General features: G+C 71.5%; 12 protein-coding genes. 5 read left to right on the top strand and 7 right to left on the bottom strand.

All coding sequences use genetic code 11. The features are described 5' to 3' along the window. Positions 1–42: 42 nt before the first annotated feature. Positions 43–1494 carry a phage tail tip lysozyme gene (locus H0487_RS17180; RefSeq protein WP_183095454.1) on the bottom strand — a complete coding sequence of 484 codons (1452 nt, stop codon included), beginning with the start codon at positions 1492–1494 and terminating at the stop codon, positions 43–45. Further along, positions 1491–3005 (bottom strand): PLL family lectin, encoded by a 1515-nt coding sequence (locus H0487_RS17175; RefSeq protein WP_183095453.1) that lies wholly within the window; start codon positions 3003–3005, stop codon positions 1491–1493. The genes H0487_RS17180 and H0487_RS17175 overlap by 4 nt, the downstream gene beginning before the upstream one ends. A gap of 130 nt (positions 3006–3135) precedes the next feature. Between H0487_RS17175 and H0487_RS17170 the strand changes: the two genes are divergently transcribed. Further along, on the top strand, positions 3136–5589 hold the full coding sequence (locus H0487_RS17170) for an ATP-binding protein (RefSeq protein ID WP_183095452.1): 2454 nt from the start codon (positions 3136–3138) through the stop codon (positions 5587–5589). Here H0487_RS17170 and H0487_RS17165 read toward each other — a convergent pair. The 4 genes from H0487_RS17165 to H0487_RS17150 all read right to left on the bottom strand — a co-directional run bounded on the left by H0487_RS17165 (position 5577) and on the right by H0487_RS17150 (position 12083). After that, a complete protein-coding gene (locus H0487_RS17165) occupies positions 5577–8060 on the bottom strand; it encodes a peptidoglycan DD-metalloendopeptidase family protein (protein ID WP_183095451.1) in 2484 nt (827 codons plus the stop codon). The genes H0487_RS17170 and H0487_RS17165 overlap by 13 nt on opposite strands. 91 nt (positions 8061–8151) lie before the next feature. Next, entirely contained in the window at positions 8152–9891 is a 1740-nt protein-coding gene (locus H0487_RS24350) for a DEAD/DEAH box helicase (RefSeq protein ID WP_183095450.1), read from the bottom strand. Between the two features lie 72 nt (positions 9892–9963). After that, complete coding sequence (gene glmS / locus H0487_RS17155) at positions 9964–11802, bottom strand: glutamine--fructose-6-phosphate transaminase (isomerizing) (protein WP_183095449.1); 1839 nt, start codon at positions 11800–11802, stop codon at positions 9964–9966. A gap of 17 nt (positions 11803–11819) precedes the next feature. Beyond that, positions 11820–12083, bottom strand: coding sequence for a hypothetical protein (locus H0487_RS17150; protein WP_183095448.1), 264 nt, complete (start codon positions 12081–12083; stop codon positions 11820–11822). Between the two features lie 213 nt (positions 12084–12296). On the opposite strand from H0487_RS17150, the gene H0487_RS24000 reads away from it, so the two are divergent. The 4 genes from H0487_RS24000 (at position 12297) to H0487_RS17135 (ending at position 15262) form a co-directional block, all read left to right on the top strand. Beyond that, positions 12297–12431, top strand: a complete 135-nt coding sequence (locus H0487_RS24000; protein ID WP_281370729.1) for a hypothetical protein — start codon at positions 12297–12299, stop codon at positions 12429–12431. Between the two features lie 159 nt (positions 12432–12590). After that, complete coding sequence (locus H0487_RS17145) at positions 12591–13151, top strand: YceI family protein (protein ID WP_183095447.1); 561 nt, start codon at positions 12591–12593, stop codon at positions 13149–13151. A 64-nt stretch (positions 13152–13215) separates the two neighbouring features. Continuing rightward, complete coding sequence (locus tag H0487_RS17140; protein WP_312855997.1) at positions 13216–14142, top strand: GNAT family N-acetyltransferase; 927 nt, start codon at positions 13216–13218, stop codon at positions 14140–14142. 31 nt (positions 14143–14173) lie between these two features. Further along, positions 14174–15262, top strand: a complete 1089-nt coding sequence (locus tag H0487_RS17135; RefSeq protein WP_183095446.1) for a serine/threonine-protein kinase — start codon at positions 14174–14176, stop codon at positions 15260–15262. A 6-nt stretch (positions 15263–15268) separates the two neighbouring features. Here the strand turns inward: H0487_RS17135 and H0487_RS17130 are convergent. Further along, positions 15269–16559 (bottom strand): hypothetical protein (locus H0487_RS17130; RefSeq protein ID WP_183095445.1); only part of this gene is annotated, 1291 nt, incomplete at its 5' end.

Here is a 16559-nt window from a genome sequence, read left to right as displayed (position 1 = left end):
GGGCCGGCACCCGCCGACCCGGTCACGTCACCGCTCACCTACCTACTGCCAGGAACCTCCCGTCGGAGAGGTGACCTGGTCGACCAGGTCCCAGCTGCCACCGGCGGGGCTGGCGCTGGTCGAGCCGATGGTCGACTTGTAGTAGTAGAGCTTGCCGTCGTCCTTGGTCGCGAAGACGTAGACCAGCCCGGTGTCCGTCTTCACCCCGGACGAGACGCTCGCCCACGACCCGGCTCCGATCGGCCCCGGCCCTTCCCAGCCGTTGGTGGAGGTGTAGCGGTACTCCAGGTCACCGTCCGTGCGCGTTGCGAACGCCCAGACCCGGCCGGACTTGTCGGTGCTGACCGACACGTCGCCCGCGAACCCGCCGTTGCCGAACTCGAACGGGCTGGCGCCCATCGCGTTCCCGGTCGACTTGAAGTAGTACAGCCGGCCCTTGTTGACCGCGGCGTCGGCTCTCTTCACACCGAACACCCACACCTCGCTGCCCTTCGCCGTGCTCGAGATGCCCGCGAAGCCGCCGTTGCCGATCTCGGTCATCCCGGTCCACGTGCCGTCGGTGTTCTGACGCTTGTAGAAGAGCCGGCCCACCGCGTCGTTCACCTTGGTCGACGTGGTGGCGAACATCCACACCCGACCCTGGTCGTCCGTCGCCGAGGAGGTGTTCGCCCACTCGTAGCCCGAGCTCTGGGCACCCGTCCACGTCCACGCACCCGACGATGCCGAGTAGGTCGCCGACTTCAGGGTCCCTGCCGTGGTGGTGACCGCGATCCAGACCTGTCCCTCGTCGACCGTCGCGGTCACCGAGCGATAGGTCCCGGAGAAGGACTGCCACGTGCCCCACCCCTCGCCGCCGGTCCAGCGGTAGCGCAGGGTCCCGTCCTGCTGGATGGCGAACATCCACAGCCGTCCCGACGGGGTGGACACCACGGCGTGGCTGCCGTCACGCGCGGTGGCCGGCGCCGGAGCCGGCAGGGCGGCGTTGGCGTCGTACACCTCCTGTCCCTCCGCGACCCGCCGCTCGGTGTGGCAGTACGTCGGGTTGCAGCGCTCGAACTCGTCCTGGAAGACGATGGCCGCGCCCCGCACGGTCGAGGCCGTGCGCAGCTCCGCCAGGCCGTACGCCGGGATGGTGGCGAGCTCGTACCAGAGGAAGTCGAGCTGGAGGGTGAGCTCGAACGGACTGCGGTTCCGCGCGTTCGCGAAGCTCACGAGCGTCTCCCACCTGGCTCCCTCGCTCCACTGAGCGATCCCGCGGCCGGGGCCCGGGTCCTGGTCCGCGTACGGGTTCACGTTGGACTCCACGACGAGGTTGCCGACCACGCCGGCGGCCTGCGCCTCGGTGAGGCCCTTGCCCACGAGGTGCCGGAAGGCGATGCCCTCGTTGGTGGCGTCGGCACTCGCCGACGGTGCCGCACCGATCGTCAGTGCCGACAGCATCGCCAGTCCGCTCGCGACGGCGCTGACCAGCGGGACCAACCGCCGGCGGCTCACAGCCAGCCCCCGATCCCGTTGGGCGTGGTGACCTGGTCGACCAGGTCCCAGCTGCCACCGGCCGGGCTGCTGCTCGTCGACCCGATCGTCGACCTGTAGTAGTAGAGCTTGCCGTCGTCCTTGGTCGCGAAGACGTAGACGAGGCCGCTGTCGGTCTTGACCCCCGACGACACCCCCGCCCACGACCCGGCTCCGATGTCACCGGGGCCGACCCAGCCGCTGGTGGCTGTGTAGCGGTACTCCAGGTCACCGTCGGTCCTCGGCGCGAGGGCCCAGACCCTGCCCGACTTGTCCGTGCTGACGGAGACGTCGCCCGCGAAGCCGCCGTCTCCGAACTCGGTCGGACTCGCACCCATGGTGCCGCCGGAGGACTTGAAGTAGTACAGCCGGTTCTTGTTGGCCGCGGCATCGGCGCTCTTCACGCCGAACACCCAGACGTCGCTGCCCTTGAGCGTGCTCGAGATGCCAGCCCAGCCGCCGTTGCCGATCTCGGTCATCCCGGTCCACGTGCCGTCGGCGTTCTGGCGCTTGTAGTAGAGCCGGCCCACCGCGTCGTTGACCTTGCTGGCCGTCGTCGCGAACATCCACACCCGGCCATCGGCATCCGTCGTCGCCGACACGTTGGCCCAGTCGTAGCCCGCACTCTGCGCGGCAGACCACGACCAGCTGTCCGTCGACGGAGCGTAGGTCGCGTACTTCATGACGCCTGTCGATGTCGTCACGAGGATCCACACCTGGCCCTCGTCGATCGTGGCGGTCACCGATCGGTAGGACCCGGAGAACGTCTGCCAGCTACCCCATCCCTCGCCGCCGGTCCAGCGGTAGCGCAGGGTCCCGTCCTGCTGGATCCCGAACATCCACAACCGACCCGAGGGCGTCGAGACGACCGCGTGGCCGCCCTCGCTCGAGGCGCTCTCCGCGCCGCCGACCTCGTTGCTGCTCAGCAGGTCGGCGCCGTTGCCCGGCGAGGTCTCCGTAAAGGAGTAGCCGTCGATGTTCATCGGCAGGCGGGGCAGCTCGAGGTGGAGGTGCGGATCGTCGCCGCGCCCGCACCGGTGCCGAGTGTCCTCGAACGGCACGCTCGGCGGGTCAGGGTGGAGCCGCCCGACGACCGCACCCTGCTGGACTGACACGCCCGCCTCGGTGATGCCCAACGCCTTCACCGAGGCGGTGGTGAGGTGGCGGTAGAGGAACTCCCCCGCGCCCGGCACGGTGAGCTGCACGGTCGCCTGACCCCAGCCGTCCTGGCAGACCAGCTTCGCGCTGCCGGTGGCCACGGCAGCGACCGGGTTGTTGTCGAACCCACCCGTCGGGGCGAAGTCCCACGCGATCGCGTTGTAGTTGGCGCCGTGGTTGCCGTAGGACACCTCCCACACCTCGCCCTTCGCCCACGGCAGCTTGTAGGTCGTCGCGGCCTCCGCGCTCGGCGGGGTTCCGCCACCGGCGACCACACCGCCCACGGCGAGGCCGAGGGCGACCGAGGCAAAGGCCTTCCTTCTGGTTCCCAACATGAGTTCGTCCTCTCAGTTCGACCGGCCATCGGGGCCGGCGTTGGCGTCACTCAACGGGCGCGACCCGGTGTCCGGACACGACCTCGGACGAAGTCGGACACCCCGGACAGCCGTGGGGGATGATGCGGTCATGACGGACGGCACGGGGCCGGGCTCGCCTCCGACACCGGACGGCGTCGCGACGTACGACGACCTGGTCGCGGCCCTCCAGCAGCTCAGGATCTGGGCAGGCGTCAGCTATCGCGAGCTGCACCGCCGCGTCGCGAGGTCACGCCGGGAACGCGGCATCCCGGAGATCCCCGTGGTCGACACCGTCCACCGGGCGCTCCAGCCGGGGCGTCGCCGCCTGGACGTGGAGCTCGTCGTCGACATCGCGACCGCGCTGCTCGGCGACACCGGGGGGGCGGCCGCCTGGCGCCAGGCCTGGAGCGTGGTCGCCGGGTCAGGCACGGCCGCGGGGATCGTCACGGTCTCCGAGGAGCTGCCACCGGCGCACGACCACTTCACCGGCCGGACCCTCGAGCTCGCCGGGGTCCTCGAGGCAGCCGTCCGGAAGGATGGGCTGCCGCCCGTGGTCGCGCTCGAAGGCATGGGCGGCATCGGCAAGACGACCCTGGCGACGCACGCGGCCCACCGCCTGGTGCGGACCGGCCTCTACCCCGACGGACAGCTCGTCGTGAACCTGCGGGGCTTCGACGACACGCTGCCGCCGGTCGAACCGGCGGCGGTGCTCGGGGCCTTCCTCCGCTCGCTCGGCGTGCCCGGCAGCCAGCTCGCCGGGCTCGACTTGTCGGCCCGCCGCACCCGCTTCCGCGACCTGATGAGCGGTCGGCGCGTGCTCATCCTGCTCGACAACGCCGCGTCGGCGGAGCAGGTGGCGCCGCTCCTCCCGGCGACCTCGTCCTGCGTGGTGCTGGTGACGAGTCGGCGCACCCTCGAGGAGGTCGCCACCGCTCGGACCCGGCTGACGACCTTCTCCACCCAGGAGGCGCTGGCGGTGCTGCGAGCCTCGGTCGGCAGCGAGCGGATCGAGGCCGAGCTGTCGTCCGCGGTCGAGCTCATCGAGCTCGTCGGGGCTCTCCCCCTGGCGATCGACCTCGTCGCGGCCAGGATCAGCGCGACCCCGAGCTGGTCCCTCGCCGACCACGTCGCCCGCCTCCAGGACGCCCGGGAGCACTACCACCTCGAGCACGGCGTGGAGGTGGCGCTGCGCTCGTCGTACCGCGGCATCGGCGAGGACCACCGCACGCTCCTGCGGGCGCTCGCCCTCCACGCTGGGACGACGTTCGACGCCTACACGGCCGCCGCGCTCGGCGGGGCAGTGCTGACGGCCACGCAGCAGCTGCTCGACGACCTTGTCGAGGGCTGCCTCCTGGTCCGCGACGCCGACCGGTTCGAGATGCACGACCTGGTCAGGACCTTCGCCATCGGACGCGCGTACGACGAGGACCCGTCATCGGTCCGCCGTGCGGCGATCCGGCGCTCGCTCGCGACCTACGGCCACGCTGCGCACGCGGCCGCGCTCCTGCACACCCCCGAGGCGGCGACCTGGATGCTCGAGCCGCAGGGGGAGCCGGGGGCGACCCCGTCGCTGGCCGACGCCGACGAGGCTGCCGCGTGGTTCGGGTCGGAGTGGACCAACCTCATCTCGTCCGGCCTCCAGGCACTCGACGAGGGCTGTCCGGACGTGGCCGCCCAGATCGTGCTGGCGGTGCTGCGCTACCTCGACGTCGCCGGACACACCGAGGCCACCGAGCGTCTGCTGGAGGAGGTGGCCCAGGCGACCGACGGCCTCGCGCGCGCCCGGTGCCTCACCGCGCTGGTGCTCTCACTGTTCCCCCAGGCTCGCTACGCCGACGCCGAGCGACCGCTCCTCGACGCGCTCGAGGAGTACCGCCACCTCGGCGACGCGTCGGGTGAGTCCGCGGTCCTCAACAACCTCGGCCTCGTCTACCAGAACCTCGGCCGGGCGGAGCTCGCCGCGGACATGTTCGGCTCCGCCGCGACACTGGCCGTGCGGATCGGGGACGCCGGACGCGAGATGCGCCCGCTGCTCAACCTCGGGGAGGTCGCGGCCCAGCTCGGGCGTGACGACGAGGCGCTGGCCCACCTGCGTCGAGCCGACACCATCGCCGCCGGTCTCGGCGACCCGGCGCGTCGTACCGAGACCCGGCTCGCGCTCGGCGAGCTGCTGCTCGGGCAGGGGCGGTTGGAGGAGGCGCGCGTCGAGCTCGACCACGCCGGCGTGCTGGCCGCGCAGACCGGGTTCACCGAGCTCGAGGTCTATGTCCTGAGCGGACTCGGCACGGTGCACGCCGGCCTGGGTGCGTCGGACGTCGCCCTGGCGCACCACGAGCGCGCCCGGTCCACCGCACGCGACGCCGGCCTGACCCGGGCCGAGATCGATGCCCTGATGGCCTACGGCGAGACCCTGGTCGACCTCGGCCTCGCGACCTTGGCGGTCGACCTCTTCACGATCGCCGCGGAACGCGCCGCCGAGGCCGGGAGCGTCCGCGCCGAGACCGCCGCACGCGAGGCGCTGGCCGACGCGCAGGGGCGCGCCGTCGTCCCTCAGAGGCCGTAGGAGCCGCGCCCGCCACCGCCGGGCTCGACCAGCGTCATCGCCCAGCCGCCACCGGCGGGAAGGGTCGCCGTCGATCCCTGCTTGGTCTCGAATGCCCACAGGTCGCCGTTGACCTTGGCCGCGAGCACACGGACCTTCCCGGTGTCCGCTCGGACGCTGGACGACACGCTCACCCAACCGCCGTTGCCGAGCTCGCCCCACGGCTCCGAACCGGAGACACCCCAGCCCGACGGCGTCGTGTAGCGGTAGCGCAGCAGCCCGTCGGTCAGCGTCGGCGCGAACACCCACACCCGGCCGGACAGGTCGGTCGACGCCGAGACGTCGGCCCATCGGTTGCCGGCCCCGAACTCGGTGCTCACGGCGCCCATCACGCCACTGGCGGTGGACTTGAAGTAGAAGATCCGGTTGGAGTAGGCCCCCGAGTCCGATCCCTTCACCCCGAACAACCAGACCTGGCCGTCCTTCAGGGTGCTCGAGACCCCGCGCCAGTCACCGTTGCCGACCTGGTCCATCGACGTCCACGAGCCGTCGGCGTTCTGGCGTCGGTAGAAGAGGCGACCGGTGACGCCGTCGACGGTCGTCGTCGCGGTGGCGAACATCCACACCTGGCCGACGTCGTCGGTGGTCACGGTGACGTCGCCCCAGTCGTAGCCCGCGCTCAACGGGGCCGAGGGCGCTTCCCAACCGCCGCCGCTGGTGCTCGCCGACGGCGGCTGGAGGGTACGCCGGGAGCGCATCTCGCCGTCGGTGCTGGTCGTCAGCACCCACAACCGCCCGGATCCGTCGATCGTCGCCGCGACCGACCGGAACCCGCCGGTCGACCCGTCGTAGCCGTCGCCGAACACGTCCCAGTTCCACTCGGTCATCCCGGTGTAGCGGTAGACGAGGGTGCCCCCGGGGGCGATCACGAACTCCCACTCGCGACCGGACCGGTCCGACACGACCGCGTGGCCGCCGAGCAGCGAGCGGTCCTGGTCAGGGGCGTAACCCTGCCCGGTCCAGAAGGTCGTCGGATCGGGGTTGGCGAGGACGTTGCACGGTGCGTCGGCCGGCTCGCCACCCGAGCACATGCTGGTGGCGGCGATCGTGTGGCGGCCGGGCCGGACCTCCACGTGGGTGTGGAACTGCGGCTGGGTGGTCCCGCGGTAGTCCTCGTAGCCGATCGTCTGGCCGCGGGCGACGGTGTCGCCGGGGCTCAGCGACGCCGGGTTGAGGTGGAGGTAGACGACCGTCTTGTCGAGGGTGGCGTTGTAGACAGCCACCGTCGACAGGCAGCCCGGGCCGGCTCCCCGGCAGCCGACGTCCACGTTGGTGATGGTGCCGGAGACCAGCGCGTGGACCGAGCTGCCGACCATGCGCCGCACGTCGATCCCCTCGTGCGCACCCTCGTGCGCGAGGTAGGTGCCGTAGTCGGCGCTCACCGAGCCTCGGGGAGCGAGGTAGACCGCGTAGGACAACGCCACCCGATCGACGGTCGCGACGTCTGTCCAGCCGCTGGGATCAGGGCTGGTGTGCCGATACATCACCTCGCCGGTCTCCTTCGTACCGGCGACCCACATCTGCGCGTCGTCGGCGTCCCACCCCGACGAGACGCCCACCCAGTCGGCGGTGCCCCACGACTTCTCGGGGCCCCAGGTCGTCGTGCCGGGCCCGGTCTGGCAGTACGTGAGCGCACCGGTCGCCGACCGGGAGGAGAAGAGCCACATCCGACCCGAGGCGTCGCCGCTGAGCGAGACGTCGTCGGCGAAGCCCGTCGACGGTCCTCCGTCGCACTTGAAGGTGGCCCGGGTCGCCGGGTCGACGAGCGTGCCCGCGCTGTTGGTGCGGAAGGTGGAGATCCGGCCGTCCGCGGACGCAGCCGCCAGCCACACCCGGTTGGCGCCGGTCTGAAGCGCGCCCGACACGGCGGCCCACGCCGTCGTTCCGACCCGAGCGACCTGCGTGAACGTCGTCCACGAGCCGTCGGCCTGCTGCCGCTGGTAGTACAGGTCGCCGCCCGTGGTCGTCGCGAACGTCCACACCCGCCCTGCCGCATCCGTCGTCGACGCGACCGATGCCCAGAGCTGGGTGCTGGAGACGCTGGTCCATCCGGTCCACTCGGTGCCGGTGTGCGTGGCGTACCTCAACCCGCCCCCGCTCGTGACCGCCGCCATGAAGAGCCGCCTCACGCCGCCGACGTCGGCGATCGCGCCGGACACCGAGCGGTAGGAGCCCGCCATCGGGGCCCAGTCGGTCCAGTAGGGCGCGCTGTCCTTGGTGTAGCGCGTCTTGAGCACCCCGCCGGGAGTCACGCGCAGCACCCACACCCGTCCGGTCGGTGAGGACACCACGGCGTGGGCGCCTGCGGCGTACTCGCTGTCGACCGCGGCGTACGGCGCCGTCACGGGCGAGGGGCCGGGTGCCGGTCCGGCGACGACCGGTACGGCGAGTGCCGCCAGGACGAGCAGCAGTGATCCGAACCGACGCAGCATGACAACCCCCGGGAGCGAGGCGTGGAGACACCTGGGCCTCGCACCCTGCGGCACCCAGCGGCGCCTGTCAATGGCTCGGAGGAGCCTGCGGTCAGTCCCGGCCCTCGCGGGGCTTGCGGGGGCCCTTGTTCGGCGGCGGGCCGTAGTCGCGCTGGAGCTCGATCAGCTTGCCGCTGATCCGGGTCTCCTTGAGCTTCTCCCACACCGGGCCGGGCAGCTTGGCCGGCAGCTCGACGAGCGAGTAGTCGGGGCGGATCGTGATCCGGCCGAAGTCGTTGCGGCCCAGACCGCCCTCGTTGGCGAGGGCACCGACGATCTGGCGCGGCTCGACGCGGTGGCGCTTGCCGACGGCGATCTTGTACTGCGCCATCGGCTTGTCGCTGCGCGGCTGGCGCGGGCCCCGGTCGGGGCGTTCGCCGCGGTCACCGCGGTCGCCACGATCGTCGTACTCCCGGCGCGCAGGACGCTGCGGCGCGTCCTCGAGGACCAGCGGGGTGTCGCCCTGGAGCACGATCGCCAGCGCGGCGGCCACGTCGGCCTCGGGGACGTCGTTGTTCTTGACGTAGTGACCGACGACGTCGCGGAAGAAGCCGATCTGCGGCGACTCGAGGGCCGCGGTGATCTTGTCGTCGAAGCGCGCGAGGCGGGTGGCGTTGACGTCGTCGACGCTCGGCAGCTGCATCTGCTCGAGCGGCTGGCGGGTGGCCTTCTCGATGTGCTTGAGGAGGTAACGCTCACGCGGCGTGACGAACGAGATCGCGTCACCGCTGCGGCCGGCACGGCCGGTGCGGCCGATCCGGTGCACGTAGGACTCGGTGTCGGTCGGGATGTCGTAGTTGACGACGTGGGTGATCCGCTCGACGTCGAGCCCACGGGCCGCGACGTCGGTCGCGACGAGGATGTCGAGCTTGCCGGCCTTGAGCTGGTTGACGGTCCGCTCGCGCACGGCCTGGGCGACGTCGCCGTTGATGGCGGCGGCACCGAAGCCGCGGGCGCGCAGCTTCTCGGCGAGGGTCTCGGTCTCGTTCTTGGTGCGGACGAAGACGATCATCCCCTCGAAGTTCTCGACCTCGAGGATGCGGGTGAGGGCGTCGACCTTCTGCGGGTAGCTGCAGATCAGGTAGCGCTGGGTGATGTTCTCCGCGGTGCGGGTCTTGCGCTCGATCGAGATCTCGACCGGGTCGTTCAGGTACTTCTGCGACAGGTTGCGGATCTGCTTCGGCATGGTGGCCGAGAACAGCGCGACCTGCTTGGTGTCCGGGGTGTCGGCGAGGATCGTCTCGACGTCCTCGGCGAAGCCCATGTTGAGCATCTCGTCGGCCTCGTCGAGCACCAGGAAGCGCAGCTCGGTCAGGTCGAGGGTGCCCTTGTCGAGGTGGTCCATGATCCGGCCGGGGGTACCGACCACGATGTGCACACCGCGACGCAGCGCGGAGAGCTGGACGCCGTAGCCCTGACCGCCGTAGACGGGGAGCACGTGCACGCCCTTGGTGGTGGCGGCGTACTTCTCGAACGCCTCGCACACCTGGAGCGCGAGCTCGCGGGTCGGGGCGAGGACGAGCGCCTGCGGCGACTTCTGGGAGAGGTCGAGCTGGTCGAGGATCGGCAGCGCGAACGCAGCGGTCTTGCCGGTACCGGTCTGGGCGAGACCCATCACGTCGCGACCCTGGAGGAGGTGCGGGATGGTCTCTGCCTGGATCGCCGAGGGCGACTCGTAACCGACGTCGGAGAGCGCCTTGAGCACCTTCGAGCCGAGTCCGAGGTCGGCGAATCCCGAGGCCTTGTCGGCCCCGTTGTCGGACTGGTCCTGGTCAGGTGCTACGTCGTTCACCCGACAACGGTAGTGGCCGACGCCACTGATCGTGCATTTGTGAGCGCGGTGCGCTGGGTCACGCCCACCCGGTCACTCGACCGTGACCGACTTGGCGAGGTTGCGCGGCTTGTCGATGTCGTGTCCGAGGTGGAGGGCCGCGTGGTAGGCCAGCAGCTGGAGCGGGATCGTCAGCAGGATCGGGTCGAGCTCGCGCTCCGACCGCGGTACGACGATCCGCTCGACCCCGTCCTCGGGGAGCCCCTGGAGCGAGACGTCCTCGTGGGTGACGACGACGAGCGGCCCGTTGCGTGCGGCGATCTCGTGCAGTGCACCGACGTTGCGCTCGACGAGCTCGTCGTCCGGGACGATCGCGATGGTGGGCACGTCCGGGCTGATCAGCGCCAACGGGCCGTGCTTGAGCTCGGAGGTCTGGTAGGCCTCCGCGTGGCGGTAGCTGATCTCCTTGAACTTCTGGGCGCCCTCCCGCGCCACCGGGAAGCCCCTCACCCGTCCGACGAAGAACAGGCTCTCGGCCTGCGCGAGCCGAGCGGCGACCCGCTCGAGGTGGTCCTCGGTGGCGAGGACCTGGTCGATCTTGGCGGGCAGCGCCTCGAGGCCGGCGATGAGCCGGCGACCGTCGGCGATGGAGAGGTCGCGGACCCGTCCGAGCTGGAGCGCGAGCATCGCGAACCCGAGGAACATGTTGGTGAGCGCCTTGGTCGACGCCACCGCGACCTCCGGGCCGGCGTGCAGGTAGATGCCGCCGTCGACCTCACGGGCGATCGCGGACCCGACGACGTTGACCAGCCCGATCACCCGGCCACCCTTGCGGCGGATCTCCTGCACGGCGAGCAGGGTGTCGAGGGTCTCGCCGGACTGGCTCACGGCGACGTAGAGGGTGTCGGGCTCGATGATCGGGTTGCGGTAGCGGAACTCCGACGCGGCCTCGGCGTCGGCGGGGATCCGGGCCAGCTCCTCGACGAGGGTGGCGCCCATCTGGCCCACGTAGTAGGCCGAGCCGCAGCCGAGGACCTTGATCCGCCGGATCGCCCGCAGCTCGCGAGCGTCGAGGTTGAGCCCGCCGAGGTGTCCAGTGGCGAACCGCTGGTCGAGCCGCCCGCGGAGCACCCGCTCGGCCGCCGCCGGCTGCTCGAGCATCTCCTTGTGCATGAACGACGCGTGCTCGCCGGCGTCGTACGACGAGGGGTCGATGTCGACCTGCGACGCCCGTCGGTCGGTGGCGGACAGCCCGCTCGCCTCGAGCCGGTAGGTCGTGAAGCCGGTCGCCGTCACCGTCGCCATCTCGCCGTCGTCGAGGTGGGCGACCGTCGTCGTGTAGCGGACCAGCGCAGCGAGGTCGGAGGCGACGTGCATCTCCTTCTCGCCGACGCCGATGATGAGCGGGCTGCCGTTGCGGGCCACCACGATCCGGTCGGGGAAGTCGACATGGACCACGGCGATGCCATAGGTCCCGTCGATGCGACCGAGCGCCTCGGCGACCTTGGCCTCGAGGGTGTCGGCCTCCGACAGGGCGACCAGATGGGCGAGCACCTCGGTGTCGGTGTCGGAGACCAGGTCGATGCCGGCGTCGGCGAGCTCGTCGCGCAGCGCGCCGGCATTGTCGATGATCCCGTTGTGGACGACCGCGACCCGGTCCTTGCTGTCGGTGTGGGGGTGGGCGTTGGTGTCGTTGGCCGGCCCGTGGGTCGCCCAGCGGGTGTGCCCGATCCCGACCTTGCCGGCGAAGCGCTTGGGCAGCTCCTCGCTGAGGTCGCGGACGCGCCCGGCGCGCTTGGCCACCCGGATGCCGGAGGGCCCGAGGACGGCGACGCCCGCGGAGTCGTAGCCGCGGTGCTCGAGACGACCGAGCCCTTCGAGGAGGAGCGGGGCCGCCTGGTGGGTCCCGAGATAGCCGACGATGCCGCACATGGTCGTTCCTTCCGGCCTTAGCCGTAGATGATCCGGCGCAGCTGGCGCTCGGAGAGGTCGGGCGCGGAGACCAGCCGGTCGGCCAGCTCTTCGCGCAGGGTCGTGAAGATCGCTGCGTTCTTGGCGCCACGCAGCTGGAGCTCGGCGTGCCTGCGCCGGACGTAGGCCTCCACGGTTTCCTGGTGGAACGCCAGCACGTCGTCGATCACGCGCGCCGCCTCGGCCGGCGCGAGGCCGGTCGTCGCCACGACGTGGCGGACGAGGCGCGAGTCGGCGGGCACTGGACGATGATCTCCGTCGATGCTCGATTTGCCAAGTTTCTGCCCGAAATCGGGCAGAGATCGGACTCTCTGCACCGGGTGGAGCGTGCATGCATTGCGGAGACGGTGATGCAGGAGTCAAGTGGAGGAGATCTCGCTGGTTTTCGGGCGATTCCAGCCCTGAAGTGGGGAGTGTGCTATCTTGGTGAACAGAAGATGAACAGGAGGTGTCCCATGCACTACGAAGAGATGGCCGGCCGACCCGCCCTCGAGATGCGGTGGGTCCCCGTCACCGACGAGCGGGGCACGACCCGCATGCAGGCCGTGTGGATCGACACCGCCCCGGTGACCCAGCACTACGCCGCCTGAAGCTCCCCAGCCACCCGAGGGGCCGACGTCCACCAGGACGACGGCCCCTCGGATCTTTTTTGGCGCCTGCGGAATAGGACCATGGTCCGCTTTGCTTGAAGTGGTTGAGACTTCAACCACGAGGGTCCGAGCGGACCCCATCCCCGCAGGAGGAAGAAAATGACCGAGACCCTGATCCCCGCCCTCACCGACATCAGCGGCGACTACACGATCGACATCAGCCACAGCCGCCTCGGCTTCGTCGCCCGGCACGCGATGGTGACCAAGGTCCGCGGCGCCTTCGACCAGTGGCAGGGCACCGCCCACATCGACACCGCCGACCCGGCCGCCTCCTGGGTCCGGCTCTCGATCGACGCCGCGAGCATCAGCACCGGCAACGGTGACCGCGACGGCCACCTCAAGTCCGGAGACTTCTTCGACGTCGAGAACCACCCCACGTGGACGTTCGTGTCGACCGCCGTCAGCCGCGACGGCGACGACTGGGAGATCACCGGCGACCTCACCATCAAGGGCGTCAGCCACTCCGTCACCATCGAGTTCGAGGAGAACGGCTCCGCCAAGGACCCGTTCGGCAACCTCCGGGTGGGCTTCGAGGGCGACGTCGTCGTCAACCGCAAGGACTGGGGCCTGACCTGGAACGCCGCCCTCGAGACCGGCGGCCTGCTCGTCTCCGAGAAGGTCAAGCTCGAGTTCGACATCTCCGCGATCAAGAACGGCTGAACCCTTCCCGTCCGATCCCGTTAATCGGTCGCGCACGACACCCGCGGGAGGCAGACTCCCGCGGGTGTCTGCGCTCTCCCTGCCTCCGAACCTGACCACCCGACCGCTCGAGCCGTCCGACTCCGCCGCGGTCCACGCGCTGATGGCTGCCCAGGAGCTCCACGACATCGGCTCGGTCGAGATCGAGGAGGAGGACCTGATCGCCGAGTGGCAGCGGCCGTCCTACGACCTGGCCGGCAGCTCGATCGCCGTGCTCGAGGGCTCGCCCGGCGGCCGGATCGTCGCCTACGCCGAGCTCATGGGCGCCGATCGCTACGACGTCGCGGTGCACCCCGAGGTCCGCGGTCGCGGCATCGGCACCTGGTTGGCGGGCTGGGTCCGCGACCTCGCCCGCTCCCGCGGGGCGAGCGTCGTCGGCATGCCGGTGCCGGAGGGCTCGGCCGGTGACCGGCTGCTGGCCGAGCTCGGCTACGGAGTGCGCTGGACCAGCTGGGTGCTCCGGCTCCCGGAGGGCCGGACCATCGAGGAGCGGGCGCTCCCCGACGGCTACGCGTTGCGGGTCGCCACCGAGGACGACCACGAGCAGGTGTGGCACGTCATCGAGGACGCCTTCCTGGAGTGGTCGGACCGCGACAAGCAGACACTGGCGGACTTCGGCGCCGAGGTGTGGCAGCGGCCGGGCTTCGAGCCGTGGATGCTCCAGGTGGTCGTCGGACCGAACGGCGCGGTCGCCGGTGCCGTCTTCACCACGATGAGCGACATCGGCGGCAAGAAGGAGGCCTACGTGTCGCGGGTGGCGGTTCACGCCGACCATCGTGGCCGGGGCCTGGCCCAGTCGCTGCTCGTCGCGGCGTTCGCCGCGGGCCGCGAGCACGGCGCGACCAGCTCCTGCCTCTCGACCGACTCCCGGACCGGGGCGCTCACGCTCTACGAGAAGGTCGGCATGGTGCCGGACTCGGTCTGGCTCAACCGCGCGATCGCCCTCGGCTGACCCTCGCCCCGCCACCACTAGGCTCGCTCGTATGGGTGAGGTGTTCGCCGGTCGCTACGAGCTGATCGACCCGATCGCCTCGGGCGGCATGGGGACGGTCTGGCGCGTGCTCGACCGGGCCGACGGGCAGCTCAAGGCCGCGAAGATGCTCCACCAGAGCGACGCGGCGATGCTGCTCCGCTTCGTGCGCGAGCAGTCGCTGCGGATCGACCACTCCCACGTGGTGACGCCCCAGTCGTGGGCCGGCGTCGACGACCGGGTGCTGTTCACGATGCCGCTGGTGGCGGGCGGCTCGGTCTCGATGCTGCTGCGCCGGCACGGCGCCCTGCCGCCACGGTGGATCGGCCGGCTGCTCGACCAGACCCTGCAGGCCCTCGAGGCCGTCCACGCCGCCGGGATCGTCCACCGCGACATCAAGCCGGGCAACCTCCTGCTCGAGCCGACCGGGCGCGGCGTCCCGCACCTGCGCCTCGGCGACTTCGGCATCGCCGTCCCGACGGACGAGGCACGGCTCACCCACGTGGCGATGGTCATCGGCACGCCCGGCTACATGGCGCCCGAGCAGGCGGGCGGCGCCGACCCGGACCCGAGTGCCGACATCTACGCCGTGGGGATGGTGGTCCTGGAGATGCTCACCGCCACGAAGCCGCCCCGGGAACCCGCGCCCGTCGACGCCGCCGTCCTGCGCACGGGCGACCCGGCTCGCGACGCGGTCGTGGCGCTCATCGAGGCGATGACCCCGTGGGAGGCCGGCGCACGCCCCACCGCCGCCGCGGTCCGGGCCCACCCGGCGCTGCGCTTCCTGCTCGACCTGCCGCCCGACCCGGCGGACCCGATCACGGTCACCGACGTCTTCCCGCCGCTGCCGGGCACGGACGCGCAGACGGCGAGCCACGCGGTGGGCGGCGCGTCGTACCCGCCGCCGCCACCGCCGCCGGTGAGCACGGCTGCCACCCGCGCCCCGACGGCCTCACCGACCGTGCCGCCACCGCCGCGGACCCAGGAGCAGACACCGGTCCCGGTCGCTCCGGCCCGGCGACCGGGCGTGCTCGCTCCGGTCCTGCTGCTGGTCCTCGGCCTGCTCGGCATCGTCGTCAGCGGCTGGCTGCTCCTCGGCTGATCCGTCTCACGCGGAGCGTCGGCGGCGGAGCCAGAGGCCCGCGCTGACGCAGCACGCCAGGCTGACCACGCCCAGCCCGATGCCGAGACCGCGGCGCGGCCCCCACCAACCGGCCTCGTCGTCGGGGGCTCCGACCGGACTGCCCGACGCGACTGCGGAGAAGTCACCGACCCCGACGAGGTACGGCGTCCGCGCGGAGTAGCCCCCGGGGCCGGCGCCGCCGCCCTGCGCGAGGACGGCGTCCTTGTAGGTCGGACCGTCCTCGTCCGCACCCTCGGCGCGAGTGACGTCGAACGTGAGGTCGATCGGGGCCGGCACCGGCTCGCGGTCCTGCGCCCGCTCGACGCTCACCGCCACCCAGTAGTCGCCGGGGAGGGTCGGCTCGAGGTCGCGGTACCGGTTGTCGAAGCGGAGCGGGTGGCTCGCCGCGACGATGCTCACCTTCTCCACGCCGAAGTCGCCGTAGTAGTAGTCCTCGCCGTGGCTCAGCGCGAACACGTCACGGCTCGGCTGGACCAGGCGGACCTGCACCGAGACGCTGCCGGTGGCCAGCGGGCCGTCCGCCGGCACAGCCGGCAGGTCGCCCCGGACGACGACCTGGTCACCCCAGTCGAGGGCGACCCGCCAGAGCAGGGTGCTCCCCTCGGTGATGTCCGTGGCGAGGGTGACCGGCCCGCCGGAGGTGTCCACCAGAGGTGCGTCGTCGAAGGCCGTGGCGCCCCGGGGGCCGTCGACCGGGTCCGCGGGCTCGGGCACGTCGTACGCGAGCTCGGCGTCGTCGGCGAGCGGGGTGCCCGGGTCGGTGACCGGCGCCTCCTCCACGACCTTGATGGCGATCGGCAGCTGCTCGATGCTGGACGTCGAGTAGCGCTCGATCCGCACGGTGATGGTCCCGGCGGTCCGGCACGGGTCCTCGGCCGAGTCCTCGTCGCCGACCAGGACCTCGTCACCGATGGGCGCGTCGTAGAACGAGGAGTCCGACGACGCGTCGCCGGTGCCGCAGTCGACACCTTCCGGCTCGTCGGCGCTGGGCACCGTCGTGGCGATCGTGAAGCCGTCGTAGTCCGGCGTCCGCGGGAGGGCGACGACCCCGACGTGGACCGTGCTCCCCTCGATCTGCCGCTCGTAGCTGAAGTACTGCGGCTGGGTCTGGAGCCCGAGGGTCGACGTCCACAGCCCGGCGTCCAGCGGCGTCGGCGCGCCCTCGTCGGTGCTGCCCTCGACCGGACGGCCACCGGGGTCGACCGGCTCGGCAGCGGCGACCGGCGCCCCTGCGGCGAGCCCGATCGCGAGCGCC

The sequence above is a fragment of the Nocardioides stalactiti genome (assembly GCF_014180715.1).
GTDB classification, from domain to species: domain Bacteria; phylum Actinomycetota; class Actinomycetes; order Propionibacteriales; family Nocardioidaceae; genus Nocardioides; species Nocardioides stalactiti.
Note: the sequence above shows the minus strand (reverse complement) of the source record. Positions and strands in the feature narration are given on the sequence as shown.

Excerpts from the sequence above, each read along its gene's own strand:
- H0487_RS17175 (WP_183095453.1), bottom strand. The coding sequence starts at position 3,005 with ATGTTGGGAACCAGAAGGAAGGCCTTTGCCTCGGTCGCCCTCGGCCTC.
- H0487_RS17170 (WP_183095452.1), top strand. The coding sequence starts at position 3,136 with ATGACGGACGGCACGGGGCCGGGCTCGCCTCCGACACCGGACGGCGTC.
- H0487_RS17165 (WP_183095451.1), bottom strand. The coding sequence starts at position 8,060 with ATGCTGCGTCGGTTCGGATCACTGCTGCTCGTCCTGGCGGCACTCGCC.
- glmS (WP_183095449.1), bottom strand. The coding sequence starts at position 11,802 with ATGTGCGGCATCGTCGGCTATCTCGGGACCCACCAGGCGGCCCCGCTC.
- H0487_RS24000 (WP_281370729.1), top strand. The coding sequence starts at position 12,297 with ATGCACTACGAAGAGATGGCCGGCCGACCCGCCCTCGAGATGCGGTGG.
- H0487_RS17145 (WP_183095447.1), top strand. The coding sequence starts at position 12,591 with ATGACCGAGACCCTGATCCCCGCCCTCACCGACATCAGCGGCGACTAC.
- H0487_RS17135 (WP_183095446.1), top strand. The coding sequence starts at position 14,174 with ATGGGTGAGGTGTTCGCCGGTCGCTACGAGCTGATCGACCCGATCGCC.